The following is a 17,661-nucleotide window of genomic DNA, read 5'->3' as shown; positions in this document are numbered from 1 at the left end:
GTCGGCCAGGGAGGCCCCCGCAGGTGTCGAAAGCGCTCACAACCCGCCCCCCGCCACCGGATGCAGCGCCACGTAGGTCAGCCGCGCCGGCGAGTACCCCGTGGCCCGGTGCAGGTCGTCGAAGGCATGCGCGCGGGCGATCAGCCGGCCGGCCTTGCGCACCAGCGGATCGTTGGCCGGCTGCTCGAACGGGCGGCCGTTGCGGGTCCAGCGGATCGGCTCGGAGCCGGGGTCCGGGCTGGTGATCATCGCGATGGTCGGGTGCGCGGGGCCGCCATGAGCGTGGATCCGGTGGCCGGCGGCGTCGTCGTCGAACAACAGCCGGGTCAGGCCGCGAGATTGCGCCTCCACGACCCGGCGTCCCTGGGCGACGTGGTCGTCGAAGAACGCCACCGTGACGGCGGGATCGATGCCGGACCAGTCCACCGTGGACCAGTCGGCGGTGCTGTAGCGTGCCTGCGGATCGCGGTACTGCAGCCCGGACAGGTTCGGGTCGTGACAGAAGATCCGGGCACCGGGCCGCGCCATGCGGATGACCCAGGTGGTGAGCCCGCGGAACACCCCGGATTCGATGACGACATCCGGCTTCAGCGCCCGCATCGTCACGTAGAGCTGGAGCGCGCCGTTGAAGCCGCTGCCGCCCCGGCGCTGCCGGACGGGGGCGGTGGGGATCAGGGACCAGAACTCCCGGACCCAGTCCAGGAGATCGCCGTCCGACGCGAGGCCGGCGGCGGAAAAATCCCGCTCCAGGATCGCGGCGGCCGATTCGAGCAGGATCGTCACCTCGCGCGGCGAGGTCGGGCGGTGGCTCCAGTCGGGAGCGGCCGGGACGAGGTCGTAGCCGAGGCGGTCGAACAGGGGCGACAGCACCTTGCGGCGCAGCCGTTCGAGCATCACGGGCGGGCGGCCCTGCATCACGCGGCCTCCGCGTCCTGGGCGGCGCCGAACCGGACCCGGTGGCCTGCCTCGATCACCCGCATCGCGCCGGCCTCGTCGGGGCCGAGCCGGTAGGGTTCCGCCCAGCGGGTCGGGTCGTTCTGGTCGCCGGTGATCGCGGCGAAGTCGAGCGGGCGGTCGAGGCTCGGGTCGGGCACGGCGGCGAGCAGCGCCCGGGTGTAGGGATGGACCGGGCGGCGGAACAGGGCGGCGCGGGGCGCCTCCTCGACGATCCGGCCCCGGCACATCACGCTGATCGTATCCGCCATGTAGTCGATCACTGCCAGGTTGTGGGAGACGATCAGGTAGGACAGCCCGAGGGCCGCTTGCAAATCCTTGAGCAGGTTCAGGATCTGCGCCTGCACCGAGACGTCCAGCGCCGAGACCGGCTCGTCCAGCACCAGAAGGCTCGGCCGTGGCGCCAGGGCGCGGGCGATGCCGATCCGCTGGCGCTGCCCGCCCGAGAAGGCGTGCGGGTAGCGGCCCAGGCCGCTGGCCTCCAGGCCGACCATCGCCATCAGCTCCCGGCAGCGCGCGCGCCGCTCGGCGGCGGGCACGCCGTGGATCTCCATGGGCTCGGACAGGATCTGCCGCACGGTCATCCGCGGATCGAGCGACGCGTAGGGATCCTGGAACACGAACTGGACCGTGCGCCGGTAGGCGAACAGCGCGTCGCCGGACAGGGCATGGACATCCCGCGGACCACCCCCGTCATCGAACAGGATCTTGCCGGAATCGGGCGGCAGCGCCCGCATGATCATCTTCGAGACCGTGGTCTTGCCGGACCCGGATTCACCGACCAGCCCCAGGGTCTCGCCGGCCGCGAGACTCAGCGACACGTCGGAGACGGCGCGGACGATCCGGGGCTTCTGCCACAGGCGTCCGGCCCGCAGGGTGAAGCTCTTGCTGACGCCCTCGACCCGCAGCAGCGGCCCGGCGGGCTTCACCGGCGTCCGGACCGGGGGGATTTCGGCGCGCGCCGGGCGGATCGGGGTCAGGCGCTCGCCCGGCGCCATGTCGAACCGCGGCACGGCTTGGAGCAGCGCGCGAAGGTAGGCGTGACCGGGGTTGCGCATCACGGTCTCGCGCGGGCCGGCCTCGACCAGGCGGCCGCGGTACAGCACGGCGACGTCGTGGGCGATGTTGGCGACCACCCCGAGATCGTGGGTGATCAGCAGGATCGCCATGCCGGTCTCGTCCTGGAGCCGGGCGAGCAGGGCGAGGATCTGCGCCTGAGTGGTGACGTCGAGCGCCGTGGTCGGCTCGTCGGCGACCAGGAGGGCGGGCTTGAGGATCAGCGCCATGGCGATCATGGCGCGCTGGCGGAGGCCGCCGGACAGCTCGAACGGGTAGGTCCTCAAGGCGCGCTTCGGGTCCGGAAAGCCGACCCGGGCCAGGGCTTCCTGCGTGCGCGCATCGGCCTCCCGGCGGTCCGCACCGGTGTGGATGCGCAGGGCCTCGCCGATCTGGTCGCCGATCGTGTGGAGCGGCGACAGGCAGGTCATCGGCTCCTGGAAGATCATGGCGATCCGCTGCCCGCGGATCGCCCGCATCGCCGAGCCCTCGGTGTCCAGCCGGGCGATGTCGATCTCCGCCGGCCCGTCGCGGAACAGGATCTGTCCGCCGGCGATCGCGGCCGATCTCGGCAGGATGCCCATGATCGCCTGGGCGGTCACCGACTTGCCGGAGCCGGATTCGCCGACCAGCGCGAGGGTGCGCCCCCGCATCACGTCGAGCGACAGGCCGTGCAGCGCCGCGAACGGTCCCGTCTCCGTGCGGAAGGTGACCGCGAGGTCGCGGATGGACAACAGCGGGCTCAACCTGTCCTCGCAGCGGGTGAGACCGGAAGATTAGATGCCGCAGCGCCGGTTTCCACCATGGCACCGGAAAATAGGCTTTGGGGATCGAGACATGTCACGGCCGGATGGTCGCGGAGGACCGCGAGCAGGTCGGCCACGAAGGCCCAGATCGCTGCGTCGTGGACGCGGTGGTGGGTGAGCAGGCCGACCGGGCGGGACGGATCGCGGGCGATGCCGGCGGCGAGGTCGTGCAGCAGCGTGTCGGGGTCGCGCACCGAGCGGGTGCCGCGCCAATCGATGGGGTCGAGGGTGGCGTCGGCCCGGACGAGCCCCGGGATCGCCGGTCCGGGCACCGCCGATAGCCCGCGATAGCCGAGTCCCGGCAGGGCGGCGGCGAGGTCCGGGGCGAACCGGTTCCAGGGCGGCACGAAGACCGGCAGCAGCAGCGCCTCGGCCAGGCGCGCGCGGGCGATCCGCAACCCGGCCGCGGCATCCGCCACGAGCGCGTCGAGCGGACGGTGCGGGCCGAACTCGGCGGCCTTCTCACCCGGCGGGGCGTGATCGTGGTGGGCCAGTCCGTGCACGGCGACGCTCACGGACTTTGCCACGGCGAGCCGTTCTCCGAGGGACGGCTCGATGCCACTCGGGATCGCGGCGAGCAGGAGCGGCGCGCCGTGCGCTTCGGCGAGGGCGATCAGCCGGTCCAGGGCAGGGGACGCCGACACGGCATCGTCGTCCCGCCACCAGAATCGCACACCCCGGCCGCCTGCCGCGGCTTCGTCGAGGGCGTTTCGGAGGGCGACGAAGCCCAACCGGGCGCTCTCCCTCCCCCCATTGCGGGCTACGACGTTCAAACCTCGGCTCTCAAAGGGCGCGACGAAACCCTCCTCCCGTGCGGGAGGGGGGACCGGCGCCTGACCGAGCACCTCCGGCCGCCCGTGGAGCCTGAACAAATCTTCGACGATCGCGACCGTCCGCGCCGTCCCGCCGAGATCGATCCCGTGCGGCCCCGGCGGCGTGGCTCGGAGCTGTGCGTCCACCGCGTGCAGGAGCGATTCCGCGGTCAACTCGGATTCCGGCAGGACCCGGCCCAGCCCGCGCCCTGCGAGGCATTCCGCGCGCAGCCGCTGCTCGGTCTCGCCGCCGGCCTCGAACGGCACCAGCACCGCCGGGGTCGCGGTCGCCAGGAGGTCGAGGGCGGTGTTGTAGCCGCACTGGCTCACCGACAGGGCCGACCCGGCGAGCAGGCTCCGGTAATCGGGCCGGGCGCGCCCGATCGTGCCCTCGGGCAAGCCATGGGCGATCGCGGCGAGTTCGGGGTCCGGCACGCCGTGCCCCGCCAGGATCCGCCAGCCGAGCGACGGGCGCATCCGGGCCGCGGCAGCCGCGGCGCTCAACAGCCCGAGGCCAGCCGGCCCGGACCCGGCCGCCACCAGCACGCCGGTGCGCGTCGCCGCCGGGACGGTTCGGGAGCCGTCATCGACGTAGCCCGTGTAGCGGATCTTGCCCGCGGTTCCGGCATCGAGCGGCCAGGAGGCGTCGAGCGGCACGAGCGCCGGGTCGCCGTGGACCAGCACGGAATCGTAGAGCCGCGCGACCCTTTCATGCGCCTCGGCGATCCGTTCCGGCTTGGCGGAGGCGACCAGGATGTCGCGCAGGGAGGCCAGCACCCGTGGGCGCGGCCGACGCGCCTGCGCCGCCTCGACCAGAGCCAGGAACTCGGCGGCGAGCGCCCGGCGGCCGAACGGGAACAGCTCGGTGATGACGGCGTCGGGGGCGAAATCCGCCAGCGCGTCCAGCATCAGGGCGCGGCGGCGCGCGAGCAGGGCTGGATCGGCCGGGCTGCCGTCCGGTCCCAGGGGCCGGGCGAAGTCGGTGCCGGCGACGCGGAGCGGCGGCAGCTGCACCAGGCGGACATCGCTGAGCCGCACCATCGGGGCCGGGACGCCGCCCGAGACCAGCAGCGCGTCGTGGCCGGAGGCCACGAAGGCGCGCCCCAGCGCGGCGGCGCGGGTGAGATGCCCGGCGCCGAGGAGATGCGTGACCGCGATCAGGACCCGCACGCGGCCATATCCGGTTCGCGGACCTTCACCGGCGCGGCGAGGCCCGCGGAGGTGCATAGGGCCTCCGCGATCAGGTCGATGGCGGCGTCTTCGGAGAAGTCCTGAACCAGCCGCACCCGGGCGGCGGCGCCGAGCCGGAGCCGCAGGGCCGGGTCGGCGGAAAGCCGCGCCAGGGCCGCCGACAGCGCCGCCGGGTCGCCCGGGGGGACCAGGACGGCGTGGCTGCCGTCGGTCAGAAATTCCGGCGTGCCCGCGAAGGCGGTGGCCAGGATCGGCAGCGCCTGGCTCGCGGCCTCCATCAGCACGTTCGGCAGCCCGTCCCGGTCGCCGCCGGAGGCGGGCTTGGTCGGCAGCACGAACAGGTCGGCCGCGCGCATCGCCGCGATCACGGCGGGCTGCGCCTGGGCGCCCCGGAAGGTGACTCTGTCCGGGAGCCCGAGCGCGCGGATCCGGGCTTCGAGCGCGCCACGCAGGTCGCCGCCGCCGATCAGGTCGAGGTGCCAGTGCAGGCCCGGGGGCAGGGCCGCCAGCGCGTCGATCAGGTCGTCGTGGCCCTTCTTGGCGACCAGCCGGCCGACGCTGAGCAGCCGCAGGGGTGCCGCCGGGTCGGTCCCGTCGCGGGGCTCCCGCGCCGGCGGCGGGGCGGGAAAGCGCGAGAGGTCGAGGCCGTGATAGGCCAGCCGCGTCCGGCCCGGCGCCAGCGCGTCGAGGCGGCCGAGCCCGTCGCGGGTGCAGGTCACCCCCCAGGCCGCGTCGGAGAGTTTTTCGGTGAGGTCCCAGGCCGGCGTGGTCCAGATGTCCTTGGCGTGGGCGGAGAAGCTCCAGCGCCGCCCGGTCAGCAGTGCGGCGTAACGGGCGACGCTCGCCGGCGTGTGCAGGAAGTGCACGTGGATGTGGCCGACCTCGGCCGGCAGCTCCCGCGCGAGAACCAGCGCCTGCCCGAGCCGGCGCAGGCGCGAGGCCGATGGGTCGCGGACAAGGTCCCGGGCGAACAGAGCGAGCAGGGCCGGGAGGCGCCGCCGCGTCAGGGCCGAGCCGAGCCCGCGCAGCACCCGCAGGGGCGCGTCGCGCAGATATTCGGGCAGGTAGGTGGCCGGCGCCCGGATTGCCGCGTGCATCGGGTGGCGGGCCCGGTCGGTGGGCCGGCGCAGGGACCAGATCTCCAGGGACAGGCCACGCCGCTCCAGTGCCAGCAGCTCCTGGGCGATAAAGGTCTCGGAGAGCCGCGGGTAGCCCTTGAGCACCACCGCGATGCGCGTCTCGGTCACGAATAGGCCCGCGCGCGGGTCCGCAGCGCGCCCGGCGCGGCCAGGGCCCGGACCCGGCGCGCGACCGCGTCGAGCCCGTCGAGCAGGCCCGGGACCAGCACCCGCGACGGCTCGCTCTGGTCCGGCAGAGCGCGCAACGCGGCGGCCATCCGCTCGGGGGCGCGGCCGTCGGCCTCCAGCAGGACCCGGGCGAGGCCGAGCTGCTCGGCCGCCAGCGCGCGGATCGCCTGCTCCCGGCGAGGCTCGGTCCGGGGCACCAGGATCGCCCGCAGGTCGAAGGACAGGATCTCGCAGAAGGTGTTGTAGCCGCCCATCGCGACGACCCCGGCGGCCTTGCGCATCAGGAACTCGATCTGGCTGTCGAAGGTGATCGCCGCGATCCGGCCCCCGAGCCGGTCGATACGGGCCGTGAAGCCGTCCCGGGTGGAATCGTCGAGGAACGGACCGAACGCGATCAGCGAGGGCAGGGGGATGCCGGGATCGGCCTCGTAGGCCGCGATCACCCAGTCGATCAGCGCCGCGCCGTCGCCGCCGCCGCCGGGCGTGACCAGCACGAACGGCGCGCGGGCGACGGCCGGCTCCTCGCGGCCGGCCTGCATCGCAGGGACCTCCCGGCGGAGATAGCCGGTATAGATCAGCCGTTCGGCGATCCGCGCGGCCATCTCGGGGTCCATCGGCAGGGCCGCCAGGGGCTCGTGGATCCGGCTGAGGCCGTAGACCCAGATCTCGTCGTAGAACCGGGCCATGATCTCGGCGGCGCCCTTGCGCTCCCATTCGGGCACGAGGCGGTCGGCGTCGTCGAGCACGTCGCGCAGGCCGAGCACCAGGCGCGTGCCCCGGCCCGCGGCGCGCTCCAGCACCGGCATCAGTTCGCCGTGGAAGCCCGCGGGTTCCTTGTCCACCAGGATCAGGTCCGGCTCGAAGCTCGCGTCGGTCCGGCCGATGATCGCGGTGCGCTGCGCCACGGTGCTGGCGAGCGGCGTGGTGCCGTCGAGGCTCGCGTATCCGCCGTCGGAGAACTTCGTCACCGGGGGCAGCCGCACGGTGTAGACGCCGGGCGCGAACGCGTAGCAATCCACCACCGGGGAGCCCGAGATGATCATGGCCCGCGCACCGGGGCTGCTGGCCACGATGGCGTTGGCGATCGCCCGCGAGCGCCGCAGGTGGCCGAGCCCGAACGTGTCGTGGCTGTAGATCAGGATCCGGGGGGCGGGGGAGGCCTCGTCCGCTCGCATCGTCATCGCCGCCCCCGTTGACGGCGCGAATGTCGCAGCCGCGCTCGTCTCGCACAAGCCGCCGCGTTCGGCAAACCCCGCCGTTAACGGCGCCGGAACCGCCGTCGCCTAGAAGTGGCTCCCAGTCCTTGAAGCAACGCGCTCGCTTACGCCGAACCGGTCTCTAAGTCGGCGGCTCGCGCTCCAGCACCCTGCCGAAGGCCGCCATGTCCGCGCCCATCCCGATCGAAGCGCCGGCGTCGCGGTTCGCGGCGCTCCGGGCCGATCTCAAGGACCTCATCGGCAGCGACGCGCGGCTCCTCGCCTTCGCCCGGCGGGCCGCCCGGGTGCTGGTGCCGCTGACGCTCCTCATCGTCGCGGTCGTGTTCGGCACCGGCCCGGAGCCGCGCCGCAACTGGTACGGCGACATGCTGGGCAACGATTTCAGCCAGATCTGGGTGGCCGGCCGGTCGGCGCTCGAGGGGCGGGGCGGCGAGCCCTACGATCTCCCGGTCCATCTCGAGAACCTCAAGGCCGCGTTCGGGCCGGATTGCCGGTTCGCGTGGCACTACCCGCCGGTGTTCCTGATCCCCGCCGCCGCCTTCGCGACGCTGGAGCCGCAGCCGGCGTTCTGGCTCTGGACCGCCCTGTCGCTGGCGGTCTTCGCCGGGGCGATGCGGTTCGCCGCCGGCCGGCGCGACGCCGCCTGGATCGCGCTCGCCCATCCGCTGGTGTTCTGCAACCTCACCTACGGACAGAACGGCCTGTTCACGGCCTCGCTCATGACCGTCGGTGCCGTGCTGGTCGACCGCCGCCCCTGGCTCGCGGGCCTGTGCTTCGGCCTGCTGGCCTACAAGCCGCACTTCGCCGCCCTGGCGCCGCTGCTGCTGCTGATCACCGGCCGCGGCACCTGCCTGGCCGCCTGCCTGGGCACGGTACTGGCCCTGTGCCTGACCGCTTTGGCCCTGTTCGGCGCCGCGCCCTGGATCGGTTTCCTGGGGACCCTGTCGGAAACCAACCGCATCATCCTCCAGCAGGCGGCGGCCGGGCTCGAACTCAACGCCAGCGCGTTCGGGGCCGTCCGGCTGCTGGGCGGCCCGATCGCCGCCGCCTGGGCCCTGCAGGCGCTCGTCGCCACCCTGGCGCTCGCCCTCGCGATCCGCGCCTGGACGCTGCCGGCCACGCCCGACCTCCGGGCCGCCGCCCTGCTCGCCGCCGCGCCGCTGCTCTCGCCCTACCTGCCGGTCTACGACCTCGTCCCGCTGGTCCCGGCGACGCTGCTGCTGGTGCTGGCCGCGCACCGCGCCGGCGGCCTGCGCCGCCACGAGCGCGCGCTCCTGCTGGCGACACCGCTGTTCGCGCTCCTGCGCGAATGCGCCGGGCTGACGGGATTCCCGCTCGGGCTCGCGCTGGGCCTTGCGACCCTGGCCTGCATCGCCGAACGGATCCGCCCGTGGGGATACCCGGGCGGACGGGGACGTGCCATGGCCTGAGCGGACCGCCGCCAGCACCCGCGCCGTGACCCCGCGCTTGACAGCGACGCGACGTCGTGGCCGGAAGTCTTGCGTTACAGAAACAAAGTCGAACGAAGCCCAAAATTTATCGAAGTCAAAGTTTCGACGGATCCGATTTTATTTCAGCTGATCGATTTTCGGATCGGACTATTGATCTCGCGCTGAGCTCATAGAGCGAATCGCTATGTTCTCAGCCTTCTTTCGATCCGTAGCCAGTTCTTACCACTCCCACGCGGGGGCGGCGAAATCCGCTACGCCGACCAGCTCGGATCGATACGCCAGGGCGACAGCCACGCGTGCGTCCACCGCGGGGAACGCGGGCCAGACATCCGCCTCACAGGTCGCCGTCGACGCCCGGAAATTCCTGGATGCCGGCTATCTGAAACTTGGCAAGGTCGCCGATGCCGGCACCTCGGACCAGGATTGGCACGGCGCGATCCGCATCCAGGTTCTCGACCGCCGGGCCCTCTACGCCATCGCCACCGATCACGGCGGCCTATTCTCCGCCACGGAGGCGAAGGCGGCCAAAGACGAGGTAACGTCGATCGAGGCGCGTGCGTCCAAGGCTGCCAATCCCCGCGGTACCGATCAAATGGCTGCCGCCAGGGCGACGGTCACCGTCCTGGACGGAGCCGGCCCGGAGGAGATGGCCTCCCTCGACTGGGCGCAGAAGCGCGCTGCGGCGCAGGTCCGGTATCAGGGCCTCGCGACGGCGCTGCACACGGGCCGCGCGGCGTCAGGCGCCGAGACCGGCAATCCCGTGGTCGATCACTTCGTCAAAGCCTGGGGCGAGTTCGAGAAGGCGAAGGCCTACGCACACGACGGCGCATCGGTCCATGTCGAGGACATGCCGTCCTGGTCGAAGGGCATCTCGCTCTGGACAAGCCTCCACGCGCCGCAGGCGAAGGCTTTGGGTCGGTTGTAGCGGGGGAACAACCGGCGAGACGGGTCGACCGTGCGGTTCTCATCGATGGGCCGGTCCAACGGAGAGAGATTCCGACCCTCTCCCGCAACCCTATAGGTTCGAGATTCTTACGGACGACGCGGCGCTCCCCGCAAGGTCCGTCCGGGGGCGAGCCGGGAGGGCACGTCCCCCGACGGTTCGGGGTCGATGCCGGAACGCGACGTAGCCGCTCTCCCATACGGGCTCCGGGACATACAGGTCGGACGAGGCATCTCCCGAGGATCGATACCTGATACGGAATAACCCAGACCGTCATTCCAGGGCGCCGCAGGCGAGCTCGGAATCCAGAAACATCTTTTGTGCAAGGACTTGGCGCGTCGACGGTTCTGAGAGCCTGTTTGAGCGTCTTATCTTAAGCCGGATTGTTGAGGGCATTAGCGGCCATGAGGCTGGCGGCGCAGACGAGGCGCCCTGTCGCGACATCAAGGCGACCGGCGCGCTCACGGTGCAGGCCGCCCCAATGGCTGAGCCAGCCGAAGGTTCGCTCCACGACCCAGCGCCGCTCCAGGACGACGAAGCCCTTCTGATCCGGGTCTTTCTCGACGACGCGATGGCGCATGCCGTGGATGTTGCACCATTCCCGGCAGCGTTCGGCCGCGAAGGCGCCGTCGAGGATGGCCAAGCGTAGACTGGACCACTGCTCCTTGCCATCATCAAGGGCTGGTAAGGTATCGCGATCCTGCACGTTGGCCGGCACGACGGCGAGCGCCAGAACATGGCCTTCGGCATCGACCAAGGCCACGCGTTTGCGCCCGACGACCTTCTTGGCGCCATCGTAGCCGCGCGGTCCGCGCACCCCGATGCATTTGACGCTCTGCGTGTCGATGATCGCCAGCCGTGGCTCCGACCGGCGTCCGCAACGCCGCCGCTGATGGCGGGTCAGAGACCGCAGCAGGCTCTCGAACAGGCCCTTGTCGATCCAGCGCCGGAACCAGCCGTAGACCGTGCGCCACGGCGGAAAGCCCGCAGGCAGCGACCGCCATCCTCCGCCCGTCCGCAAGTGCCAAGCTATCCCTGCCAGCGCGTGGCGCGCCGGTGTAGCCTCCGGACAGCCCGGCGGATCCGCGCGCTCCAGGAAACGGGCCACCTCGTCCAAGCCCGCTTGCAGCACCATGTTCTTCAGACGCGCCTCGTGACGCGTCCGATGTCGGTCCGTCCACATCTGCTCTCCACCCCGCCCCGCCAGGCGGAATTTGTGTTGCTACACGAGACAGATGGGGACGGCTGGCAGAGGCGCTCAAACAGGCTCTGAGTCCCGGGCTTCGTTTGGCGGCTTCGGGATGACGTGCCCGTCGAGCCGGCGCCGACCCAGATCCGACGCAGTCCGATCCGGAAAACGTCACCCCTCATGCGGACGGGGCATCCGGAAGGGCAGCATCAGCCGCACCAGCGGGTTGCGGAAGCGGTCGAGGGAGAGGCTCTCGTGCACCGCCCGCACGGGCTCGCCGCCGAGCGTGGAGGCCAGCAGGGAGCGGGAATAGAACGGCGTGTCCTCGAAGGTGGTGAGCACCCGGGACCGGCCGTCGTCGCTGCGGGTGTCCCGGGGCATCCGCCAGAACCCGGTGGCCGGAAGCGCCGCGGCGAGCGGCGGGCGGATCTCGCGGCGGCTGCCGTCATGGTCGAAGCGCAGCGACAGGTTCTGGCCGCCGCCGCCGCGGTGGCGCACGTCGTACAGGATCGCCGCCCCGTCCGGCAGGTCGGCCCGGCACCAGGTCCAGCGGGTGAAGGCCGATTCCAGGGGCTCGTCGCCATCGTTGGTGTCGAAATAGCCGCTGCCGGTCCAGCGCAGGCCTGGCCGGTCGAAGGCGACCTCGACCCGCGAGGACGGTGCCATCGGCCACCAGCGGTGGCGCCCGCCCGGATCGAGGTGGAACGGCCCGGGGGTGAAGCCCCGCGGCTCCAGGCGCACCGTGCCGCGGATGCGGTGGGGCAGGGGAGCGCCGCGTTCGTCGATCCGGACCGTCAGGGCGGTGCCGTCCCATTCCATCGCGCTGGGGCCGATGGCGATGTGGTGGCGGCTGCGCGACAGGCTCCCGGCGCCGCGCTCGGTCATGGCGAAGCGGCTGCGGTCGCCGTACAGCACCACGTTCATGGCGCAATGCGCGAACGGGTTCTTGTCGGCACTCCAGGCGTAGTAGGGCGAGAACACGCTGCCGATGAACGCGATGATCGTCAGCCCCTGGCGGCCGTCGTCGCTCACCGCATCGACGTACCACCACGCGTAGCCGTTTTGCGTGACCGGGCCGTCGAATCGCGGTCCTGCAGGATCGCCGCCGCCGCCAGCCGGCCCGATTGCGCCGCCATCGGCACGCCCGGGCCGGGATGGATCGTGCCCCCCGCGAGGTACAGGCCCGGCAACGCCGTCCGGGCGCCCGCCCGCTTGAAGGTCGAGGCCCAGCCCTGCGGCGCCCGGCCGTAGAGCGCCCCCGCGCTCCCGGGAAACCGGCTCTCGAACCCGGCCGGGCTCGTCACCACCGGGGGCAGGGTGTCCGCGAAGGTCAGCCCGCAGGCCTCCAGCCGGCGGTTCAGATTCGTCTCGCATCGGGCGATCTCCGAGGGCGTCAGCGGGCGCTCGCGGCCGTCCGCCGGAGCGTTGACGAGCATCAGCAGGCGTTCCGGCCCAGCGGGCGCAGCGCCCGCCTCGGTCCGGTCCTGCGCGCAGATGTAGATGGTCGGGTCGTCGGGCAGGCGGCGCTGCCGCAGGATCGTGTCGAACTCGGCCCGGTAGTCGTCCGAGAAGAATACGTTGTGGTGGGCCAGCGGAAATCCCCGCGGGACCGCGGCCCGGCACAGGGTGACGGCGGAGAGCGAACGCTCGGCCGGCGCCAGCCGCTCGCCCATCGGCGCGGCTTCCGGGCCGAACAGCCCGGCGCCGAGCGCCGCCGAGTCGGCGTTGCAGACGATGGTGTCCGCCGGGATCCGCTCGCCGTCGGACATGACCACGCCGGAGACCCGGCCCCCCTCGGTGAGGATCCGGTCCACATGCGCCCCGAATCGGAATGTGGCGCCGCGCTGCGTGGCGAGGTCCGCCACCGCCCCGGCGAGCGCGCTCATGCCGCCGGCCACGGTCCAGACCCCCGCCTGCTCGACATGCGCCACCAGCATCAGGGTCGCGGGCGCGGTGAACGGCGAGGCACCGCAATAGGTGGCGTAGCGCCCGAACAGCTGCAGCAGCCGCGGATCGCGGAAGAACGTCCCCAGCGCCGACCACAGCGTCGCGAACGGCTGGATCCGCCAGAGGTCGCCGAGACCCGAGATCCCGACCCGCTGCGCCAGGCCGGTTGGGCTGGTCCGGCCCTCGCGGATGAACGGCCCCTCCAGGGTCCGGTAGACCTCGGCCGAGCGGGCACAGAACCGGCGGTAGCCGTCGGCCTCCCGGGGGCCGGCGAACTCGGCGATCGCCGCCGCCGAGGCGTCCGGATCGGCGAACAGGTCTAGACGCGCGGTTCGCGACCAGGCGTGCCGAGCGAGGAGATGCGCGGGCGTTAACTGCGCGTAGTCCGCGAAGTCTGCGCCGGCTTCGGCGAACAGTTCTTCGAAGATCCACCGCATCGTGAACACGGTCGGACCGGTTTCCACGAAGAGTGGGCCCACTGGAACGTTGGCCATCTTGCCGCCGGGCCGTGCGGCGCGCTCAACCACTGTTACCGATAGGCCGGCATGCGCCAACCGTAAGGCGGCGGCCAGACCGCCGATCCCGGCCCCGATCACGACGACGCGTTCCTGCGCCACGTTCACCCTCGCGCTTACGCCACCGATTGGGATTGATCTCGGGCCATCGAAGTGTCAATAAGAAATGACACTTGTCGCTGACAACCGATCATAACACGGGAGGCGCGCCATGGAGTCGGGCCGGCGGATCGAACAGGCGCTGGATCGCGCCGTGGCTTATGCCGAGGCGCCGGGTGCGCCGCCCCTGTTGGCCGAGGCGTTGCGCTACGCCGTCTTTCCCGGTGGACACCGCATCCGGCCCCGCCTGTGCCTGTCGGTGGCCCGTGCCTGCGGCGACGACGATCCGTCCGCCTCGGAGGCCGCCGCGGCGGCGATCGAGCTGCTGCACTGCGCCTCGCTGGTCCACGACGACCTGCCCTGCTTCGACGACGCCCCCCTGCGCCGGCAGAAAGCCACCGTCCACATCGCCTTCGGCGAGCCGGTCGCTGTGCTGGCCGGCGATGCCCTGATCGTGCTCGCCTTCGAGACCCTGGCCCGGGCCGCCGGTCCCTATCCGGTGCGGCTCGCCCGCCTCGTCGGCCTCCTCGGGCGCGCCGCCGGCTCTCCCAGCGGCATCGCGGCCGGTCAGGCCTGGGAATCCGAAGCGCATATCAGCCTGAGCGACTACCAGCAGGCCAAGACCGGTGCCCTGTTCGCCGCCGCCACCGTGCTGGGCGCCGCCGCCGCGGGGGCCGATCCGGAACCCTGGCGGCGCCTCGGCGAATGCCTGGGCGAGGCCTACCAGGTCGCCGACGACCTGCGCGACGTCGCCTGCCGCCAGGAGGAGATCGGCAAGCCCGCCGGCCGCGACGCCACCCTCGGCCGTCCCAACGCCGCCGCCCTGCTGGGGACCGACGGCGCCTTGGACCGCCTGTCCCGGCTCACCCGGGAAGCGGTGGCGGCGATCCCGGCCTGCCCGGGCGTGGCCCAACTCACCGCCGAGATCGAGGCGCAGGCGCGGCTGTTCTTGCCCGCGAGCCTGCGCGCGGTGGCGGCCTGACCGCCGGCTCGGTCCCGCGCCCCGGCGCAGCCTTGGCGGCTGCGCCCACGCTCCGAGACCGCTGGCTCGGCATGCGCAACCGCTTGGTGGCGAGCCCACGCTTCCAACGCTGGGCAGCGGGCTTCCCGCTGACCCGGGGCATCGCCCGGAAGAACACACGGGCGCTGTTCGATCTCTGCGCCGGCTTCGTCTACGCCCAGGTGCTGACGGCCTGCGTCCGCCTCGACCTGTTCCGGATCCTGGCCGAGGGACCGCTGGCCCTCGACGTGCTGGCGCTCCGCCTCGATCTCCCGGTCGAGAACGCGCGCCGCCTGCTGCGCGCCGCCGTCTCCCTCGACCTCGTCCGGGCGCTCCCCGACGAGCGCTTCGGCCTCGCCGATCTCGGCGCCGCCCTGACCGGTAATCCCGGTATCGCCGCGATGATCGAGCACCACGCGCTGCTCTACGCCGACCTCGCGGATCCGGTAGCGCTCCTGCGTGGGACGGCGGAGCCGACGAAGCTTGCGCGCTATTGGCCCTACGCCGCCGGCAAGGCCGCCGACGCCGACGCGGTGGCGCCCTATGGCGGTCTGATGGGCTCCTCGCAGGCGCTGATCGCCGACGACGTGCTCGATGCCTGCGATCTGTCCGGGAGCCGGCACCTGATGGATGTCGGCGGCGGCGAGGGCGCTTTCCTGCAGGCCGTCGCGACCCGGCACCCCGGCCTGGCCCTGACCCTGTTCGACCTTCCGGCGGTGTCCGGCCGCGCCTACGATCGGCTCGCGCAGGCGGGCCTGGCCGAGCGGATCGCCTGCCGCGGCGGTAGCTTCCACGATGGCCTACCGTTGGGTGCCGACACGATCTCCCTGGTGCGGATCGTCCACGATCACAACGATGGCCCGGCCCTGGCGCTCCTCGCCGCGGCGCATGCGGCGCTTCCCCCCGGCGGGACCCTGATCCTGGCCGAGCCCATGGCCGGCACGCCCGGCGCCGAACCGGTCGGCGACGCGTATTTCGGCTTCTACCTCCTCGCCATGGGCTCGGGGCGGCCGCGCCGGGCCGAGGAACTCCGGGCGATGCTACGCACGGCTGGTTTCACGAGCTCACGGGAACTTCGGACGCGCCGTCCGCTGCTCACCCGCTTGATCGTCGGGCAGAAAGACGCGCGTTAAAGTAAGAATGACTTGACGCAGCAATGTGTCTATCTAGGATGACACATCGCGGTTCCGCATAAGCGAGAGTCGCACAATCAGCGGGCGGAATATTCCAGTTATGGACGCTCTCGCCGTGATCCTCGAACGTCCGGAGCGCTTGGCGGTCTCTCGCCTGCCCTTGACACCCGCCGGAGCGGCGGACGCGGTCATCGCGGTTAGCTGGAGCGGCATCAGCACCGGTACCGAGCGCCTCCTGTGGTCGGGCCGCATGCCGCCGTTCCCCGGCATGGGCTACCCACTGGTTCCGGGCTACGAGTCTGTCGGTACGGTGGTCGAAGCCGCCGCCGACGCGCCAGTCCGGGTCGGCCAAACCGTCTTCGTTCCGGGTGCCCGCTGCTTCGGCGCCGTCCGCGGCCTGTTCGGTGGCGCCGCCTCCCATCTCGTGGCCCCCGCCTCTCGTCTCGTGACGGTGGATCCGGCTTTGGGTGACCGGGCCTGCCTGATCGCGCTCGCCGCTACGGCCTACCGGGCGCTCGGCGGCCTCGTCGCCGGAGCCACACCGCTGATTGTCGGGCACGGCGTGCTCGGGCGGCTGCTGGCTCGCTTCACCGTCGCCGCCGGCGCGGAGCCGACCGTCTGGGAGATGGACCCGACGCGGCGGGACGGTGCTGCCGGCTACGCGGTTCTGGCGCCGGACGAGGATGCCCGGCGCGACTACGCTGTGATCACCGATGTCAGCGGCGACGCATCCGGCCTCGACGGGCTGATCGCCCGCCTCGCCCCCGGCGGCGAGATCGTGCTTGCCGGATTCTACGAGGCGCCGCTGTCCTTCGCGTTCCCGCCCGCTTTCATGCGGGAAGCACGGATCCGGATCTCGGCGGAGTTCCGCCCCGACGATCTCGCCTCGGTGACGGCGCTGATCGAGAGCGGCCGACTGTCCCTCGATGGGCTGATCACCCACCGCGCCCCGGCGGCCAAAGCCCAGGACGCCTACCGCACCGCCTTCGCCGATCCCGCCTGCCTCAAGATGATTCTCGACTGGAGGGACGCCGCGTGAACGTTCAGCTCAACAAGGCCGCCCTCGACCAGGCCACCCAACTCCGCGCCGAGGCGGCGATCGAGCCGGATGCGGTCTCCACCGCGCCGGTGAAGAAAGAGACGCAGATCATCGCGATCTACGGCAAGGGCGGGATTGGCAAGTCGTTCACCCTGGCCAACCTCAGCTACATGATGGCCCAGCAGGGCAAGAAGGTCCTGCTGATCGGCTGCGACCCGAAGAGCGACACCACCTCCCTGCTGTTCGGCGGCAAGGCCTGCCCGACCATCATCGAGACCTCGACGCGTAAGAAGCTGGCCGGCGAGCCGGTCGCTATCGGCGATGTCTGCTTCAAGCGCGACGGCGTCTACGCCATGGAACTCGGCGGCCCCGAGGTCGGGCGCGGCTGCGGTGGCCGGGGCATCATCCACGGCTTCGAACTGCTGGAGAAGCTCGGGTTCCACGAATGGGGCTTCGACTTCGTCCTGCTCGACTTCCTGGGCGACGTCGTCTGTGGCGGCTTCGGCCTGCCGATCGCCCGGGACATGTGCCAGAAGGTGATCGTCGTCGGCTCGAACGATCTGCAATCGCTCTACGTCGCCAACAACGTCTGCTCGGCCGTCGAGTATTTCCGCAAGCTCGGCGGCAATGTCGGCGTCGGCGGTCTGGTGATCAACAAGGACGACGGCACCGGCGAGGCCCAAGCCTTCGCGGACGCCGCCGGCATCCCGGTCCTGGCCTCGATCCCGGCCGACGACGACATCCGCCGCAAGAGCGCGAATTACGAGATCATCGGCCGGCCGGAAAGCCGCTGGGGCAGCCTGTTCTCGGACCTGGCCGCCAACGTCGCGACGGCGGCGCCGCACCGGCCGACTCCGCTCACGCAGGATGGGCTGCTTGGCCTTTTCTCGAGCGACGTGACCGGCCGCGACGTGGTCCTGGTCCCGGCGACCCATGAGGACATGTGCGGCGTCGCCCACGTGACCAAGCCGTCCCTCGAAGTCGTCTACGACGAGGTCTAGG

Annotated in this window: 14 protein-coding genes; 6 read left to right on the top strand and 8 right to left on the bottom strand. The window is 71.9% G+C overall.

What is annotated here, in order from left to right:
* Window positions 1-36: 36 nt before the first annotated feature.
* Genes ACYQPG_RS25160 through ACYQPG_RS25140 form a run of 5 tightly spaced genes read right to left on the bottom strand, consistent with a single transcriptional unit; the run spans window position 37 to window position 7,301 of the window.
* Window positions 37-915, bottom strand: a complete 879-nt coding sequence (locus ACYQPG_RS25160) for a hypothetical protein (RefSeq protein WP_419830521.1) — start codon at window positions 913-915, stop codon at window positions 37-39.
* The gene (locus ACYQPG_RS25155) at window positions 915-2,756 is read right to left on the bottom strand and encodes an ABC transporter ATP-binding protein (RefSeq protein ID WP_147938495.1); all 1,842 of its coding nucleotides are present in this window, start codon (window positions 2,754-2,756) and stop codon (window positions 915-917) included. Before ACYQPG_RS25155 ends, ACYQPG_RS25160 begins: the two co-directional genes overlap by 1 nt.
* Window positions 2,753-4,798: a glycosyltransferase gene (locus tag ACYQPG_RS25150; RefSeq protein WP_419830520.1), complete on the bottom strand. Its 2,046-nt coding sequence runs from the start codon at window positions 4,796-4,798 to the stop codon at window positions 2,753-2,755. Before ACYQPG_RS25150 ends, ACYQPG_RS25155 begins: the two co-directional genes overlap by 4 nt.
* Window positions 4,786-6,066 carry a glycosyltransferase gene (locus tag ACYQPG_RS25145; RefSeq protein WP_419830519.1) on the bottom strand — a complete coding sequence of 427 codons (1,281 nt, stop codon included), beginning with the start codon at window positions 6,064-6,066 and terminating at the stop codon, window positions 4,786-4,788. The genes ACYQPG_RS25150 and ACYQPG_RS25145 overlap by 13 nt, the downstream gene beginning before the upstream one ends.
* Window positions 6,063-7,301 carry a glycosyltransferase family protein gene (locus ACYQPG_RS25140; RefSeq protein ID WP_147906766.1) on the bottom strand — a complete coding sequence of 413 codons (1,239 nt, stop codon included), beginning with the start codon at window positions 7,299-7,301 and terminating at the stop codon, window positions 6,063-6,065. The genes ACYQPG_RS25145 and ACYQPG_RS25140 overlap by 4 nt, the downstream gene beginning before the upstream one ends.
* A 206-nt stretch (window positions 7,302-7,507) precedes the next feature.
* On the opposite strand from ACYQPG_RS25140, the gene ACYQPG_RS25135 reads away from it, so the two are divergent.
* On the top strand, window positions 7,508-8,773 hold the full coding sequence (locus ACYQPG_RS25135) for a glycosyltransferase family 87 protein (RefSeq protein WP_461231966.1): 1,266 nt from the start codon (window positions 7,508-7,510) through the stop codon (window positions 8,771-8,773).
* Window positions 8,774-8,978: 205 nt separating this feature from the next.
* On the top strand, window positions 8,979-9,719 hold the full coding sequence (locus tag ACYQPG_RS25130) for a hypothetical protein (protein ID WP_461231965.1): 741 nt from the start codon (window positions 8,979-8,981) through the stop codon (window positions 9,717-9,719).
* A gap of 391 nt (window positions 9,720-10,110) precedes the next feature.
* Here the strand turns inward: ACYQPG_RS25130 and ACYQPG_RS25125 are convergent, their stop codons facing one another.
* The 3 genes from ACYQPG_RS25125 to crtD form a co-directional block, all read right to left on the bottom strand.
* The gene (locus ACYQPG_RS25125) at window positions 10,111-10,920 is read right to left on the bottom strand and encodes an IS5 family transposase (protein ID WP_461231964.1); all 810 of its coding nucleotides are present in this window, start codon (window positions 10,918-10,920) and stop codon (window positions 10,111-10,113) included.
* 177 nt (window positions 10,921-11,097) lie between these two features.
* The gene (locus ACYQPG_RS25120; protein WP_147906675.1) at window positions 11,098-11,958 is read right to left on the bottom strand and encodes a carotenoid 1,2-hydratase; all 861 of its coding nucleotides are present in this window, start codon (window positions 11,956-11,958) and stop codon (window positions 11,098-11,100) included.
* A complete protein-coding gene (gene crtD / locus ACYQPG_RS25115) occupies window positions 11,955-13,490 on the bottom strand; it encodes a 1-hydroxycarotenoid 3,4-desaturase CrtD (protein ID WP_419830516.1) in 1,536 nt (511 codons plus the stop codon). The genes ACYQPG_RS25120 and crtD overlap by 4 nt, the downstream gene beginning before the upstream one ends.
* Before the next feature lie 109 nt (window positions 13,491-13,599).
* Here crtD and ACYQPG_RS25110 point away from each other — a divergent pair, with 109 nt between their 5' ends.
* The 4 genes from ACYQPG_RS25110 (at window position 13,600) to ACYQPG_RS25095 (ending at window position 17,660) form a co-directional block, all read left to right on the top strand.
* Window positions 13,600-14,469: a polyprenyl synthetase family protein gene (locus ACYQPG_RS25110; RefSeq protein ID WP_147906677.1), complete on the top strand. Its 870-nt coding sequence runs from the start codon at window positions 13,600-13,602 to the stop codon at window positions 14,467-14,469.
* Window positions 14,470-14,540: 71 nt separating this feature from the next.
* Entirely contained in the window at window positions 14,541-15,620 is a 1,080-nt protein-coding gene (locus ACYQPG_RS25105; RefSeq protein WP_461231962.1) for a methyltransferase, read from the top strand.
* Between the two features lie 100 nt (window positions 15,621-15,720).
* On the top strand, window positions 15,721-16,659 hold the full coding sequence (gene bchC / locus ACYQPG_RS25100) for a chlorophyll synthesis pathway protein BchC (protein WP_461231961.1): 939 nt from the start codon (window positions 15,721-15,723) through the stop codon (window positions 16,657-16,659).
* Window positions 16,656-17,660: a chlorophyllide a reductase iron protein subunit X gene (locus ACYQPG_RS25095; protein ID WP_419830515.1), complete on the top strand. Its 1,005-nt coding sequence runs from the start codon at window positions 16,656-16,658 to the stop codon at window positions 17,658-17,660. The genes bchC and ACYQPG_RS25095 overlap by 4 nt, the downstream gene beginning before the upstream one ends.
* Window position 17,661: the final 1 nt, after the last annotated feature.

The organism is Methylobacterium sp. CM6246 (genome assembly GCF_054818005.1).
Note: the sequence above shows the minus strand (reverse complement) of the source record. Positions and strands in the feature narration are given on the sequence as shown.

Coding starts and splice junctions, on each gene's coding strand:
- ACYQPG_RS25160 (WP_419830521.1), bottom strand. CDS start 915: ATGCAGGGCCGCCCGCCCGTGATGCTCGAACGGCTGCGCCGCAAGGTG.
- ACYQPG_RS25140 (WP_147906766.1), bottom strand. CDS start 7,301: ATGCGAGCGGACGAGGCCTCCCCCGCCCCCCGGATCCTGATCTACAGC.
- ACYQPG_RS25135 (WP_461231966.1), top strand. CDS start 7,508: ATGTCCGCGCCCATCCCGATCGAAGCGCCGGCGTCGCGGTTCGCGGCG.
- ACYQPG_RS25130 (WP_461231965.1), top strand. CDS start 8,979: ATGTTCTCAGCCTTCTTTCGATCCGTAGCCAGTTCTTACCACTCCCAC.
- ACYQPG_RS25125 (WP_461231964.1), bottom strand. CDS start 10,920: ATGTGGACGGACCGACATCGGACGCGTCACGAGGCGCGTCTGAAGAAC.
- ACYQPG_RS25110 (WP_147906677.1), top strand. CDS start 13,600: ATGGAGTCGGGCCGGCGGATCGAACAGGCGCTGGATCGCGCCGTGGCT.
- ACYQPG_RS25105 (WP_461231962.1), top strand. CDS start 14,541: ATGCGCAACCGCTTGGTGGCGAGCCCACGCTTCCAACGCTGGGCAGCG.
- bchC (WP_461231961.1), top strand. CDS start 15,721: ATGGACGCTCTCGCCGTGATCCTCGAACGTCCGGAGCGCTTGGCGGTC.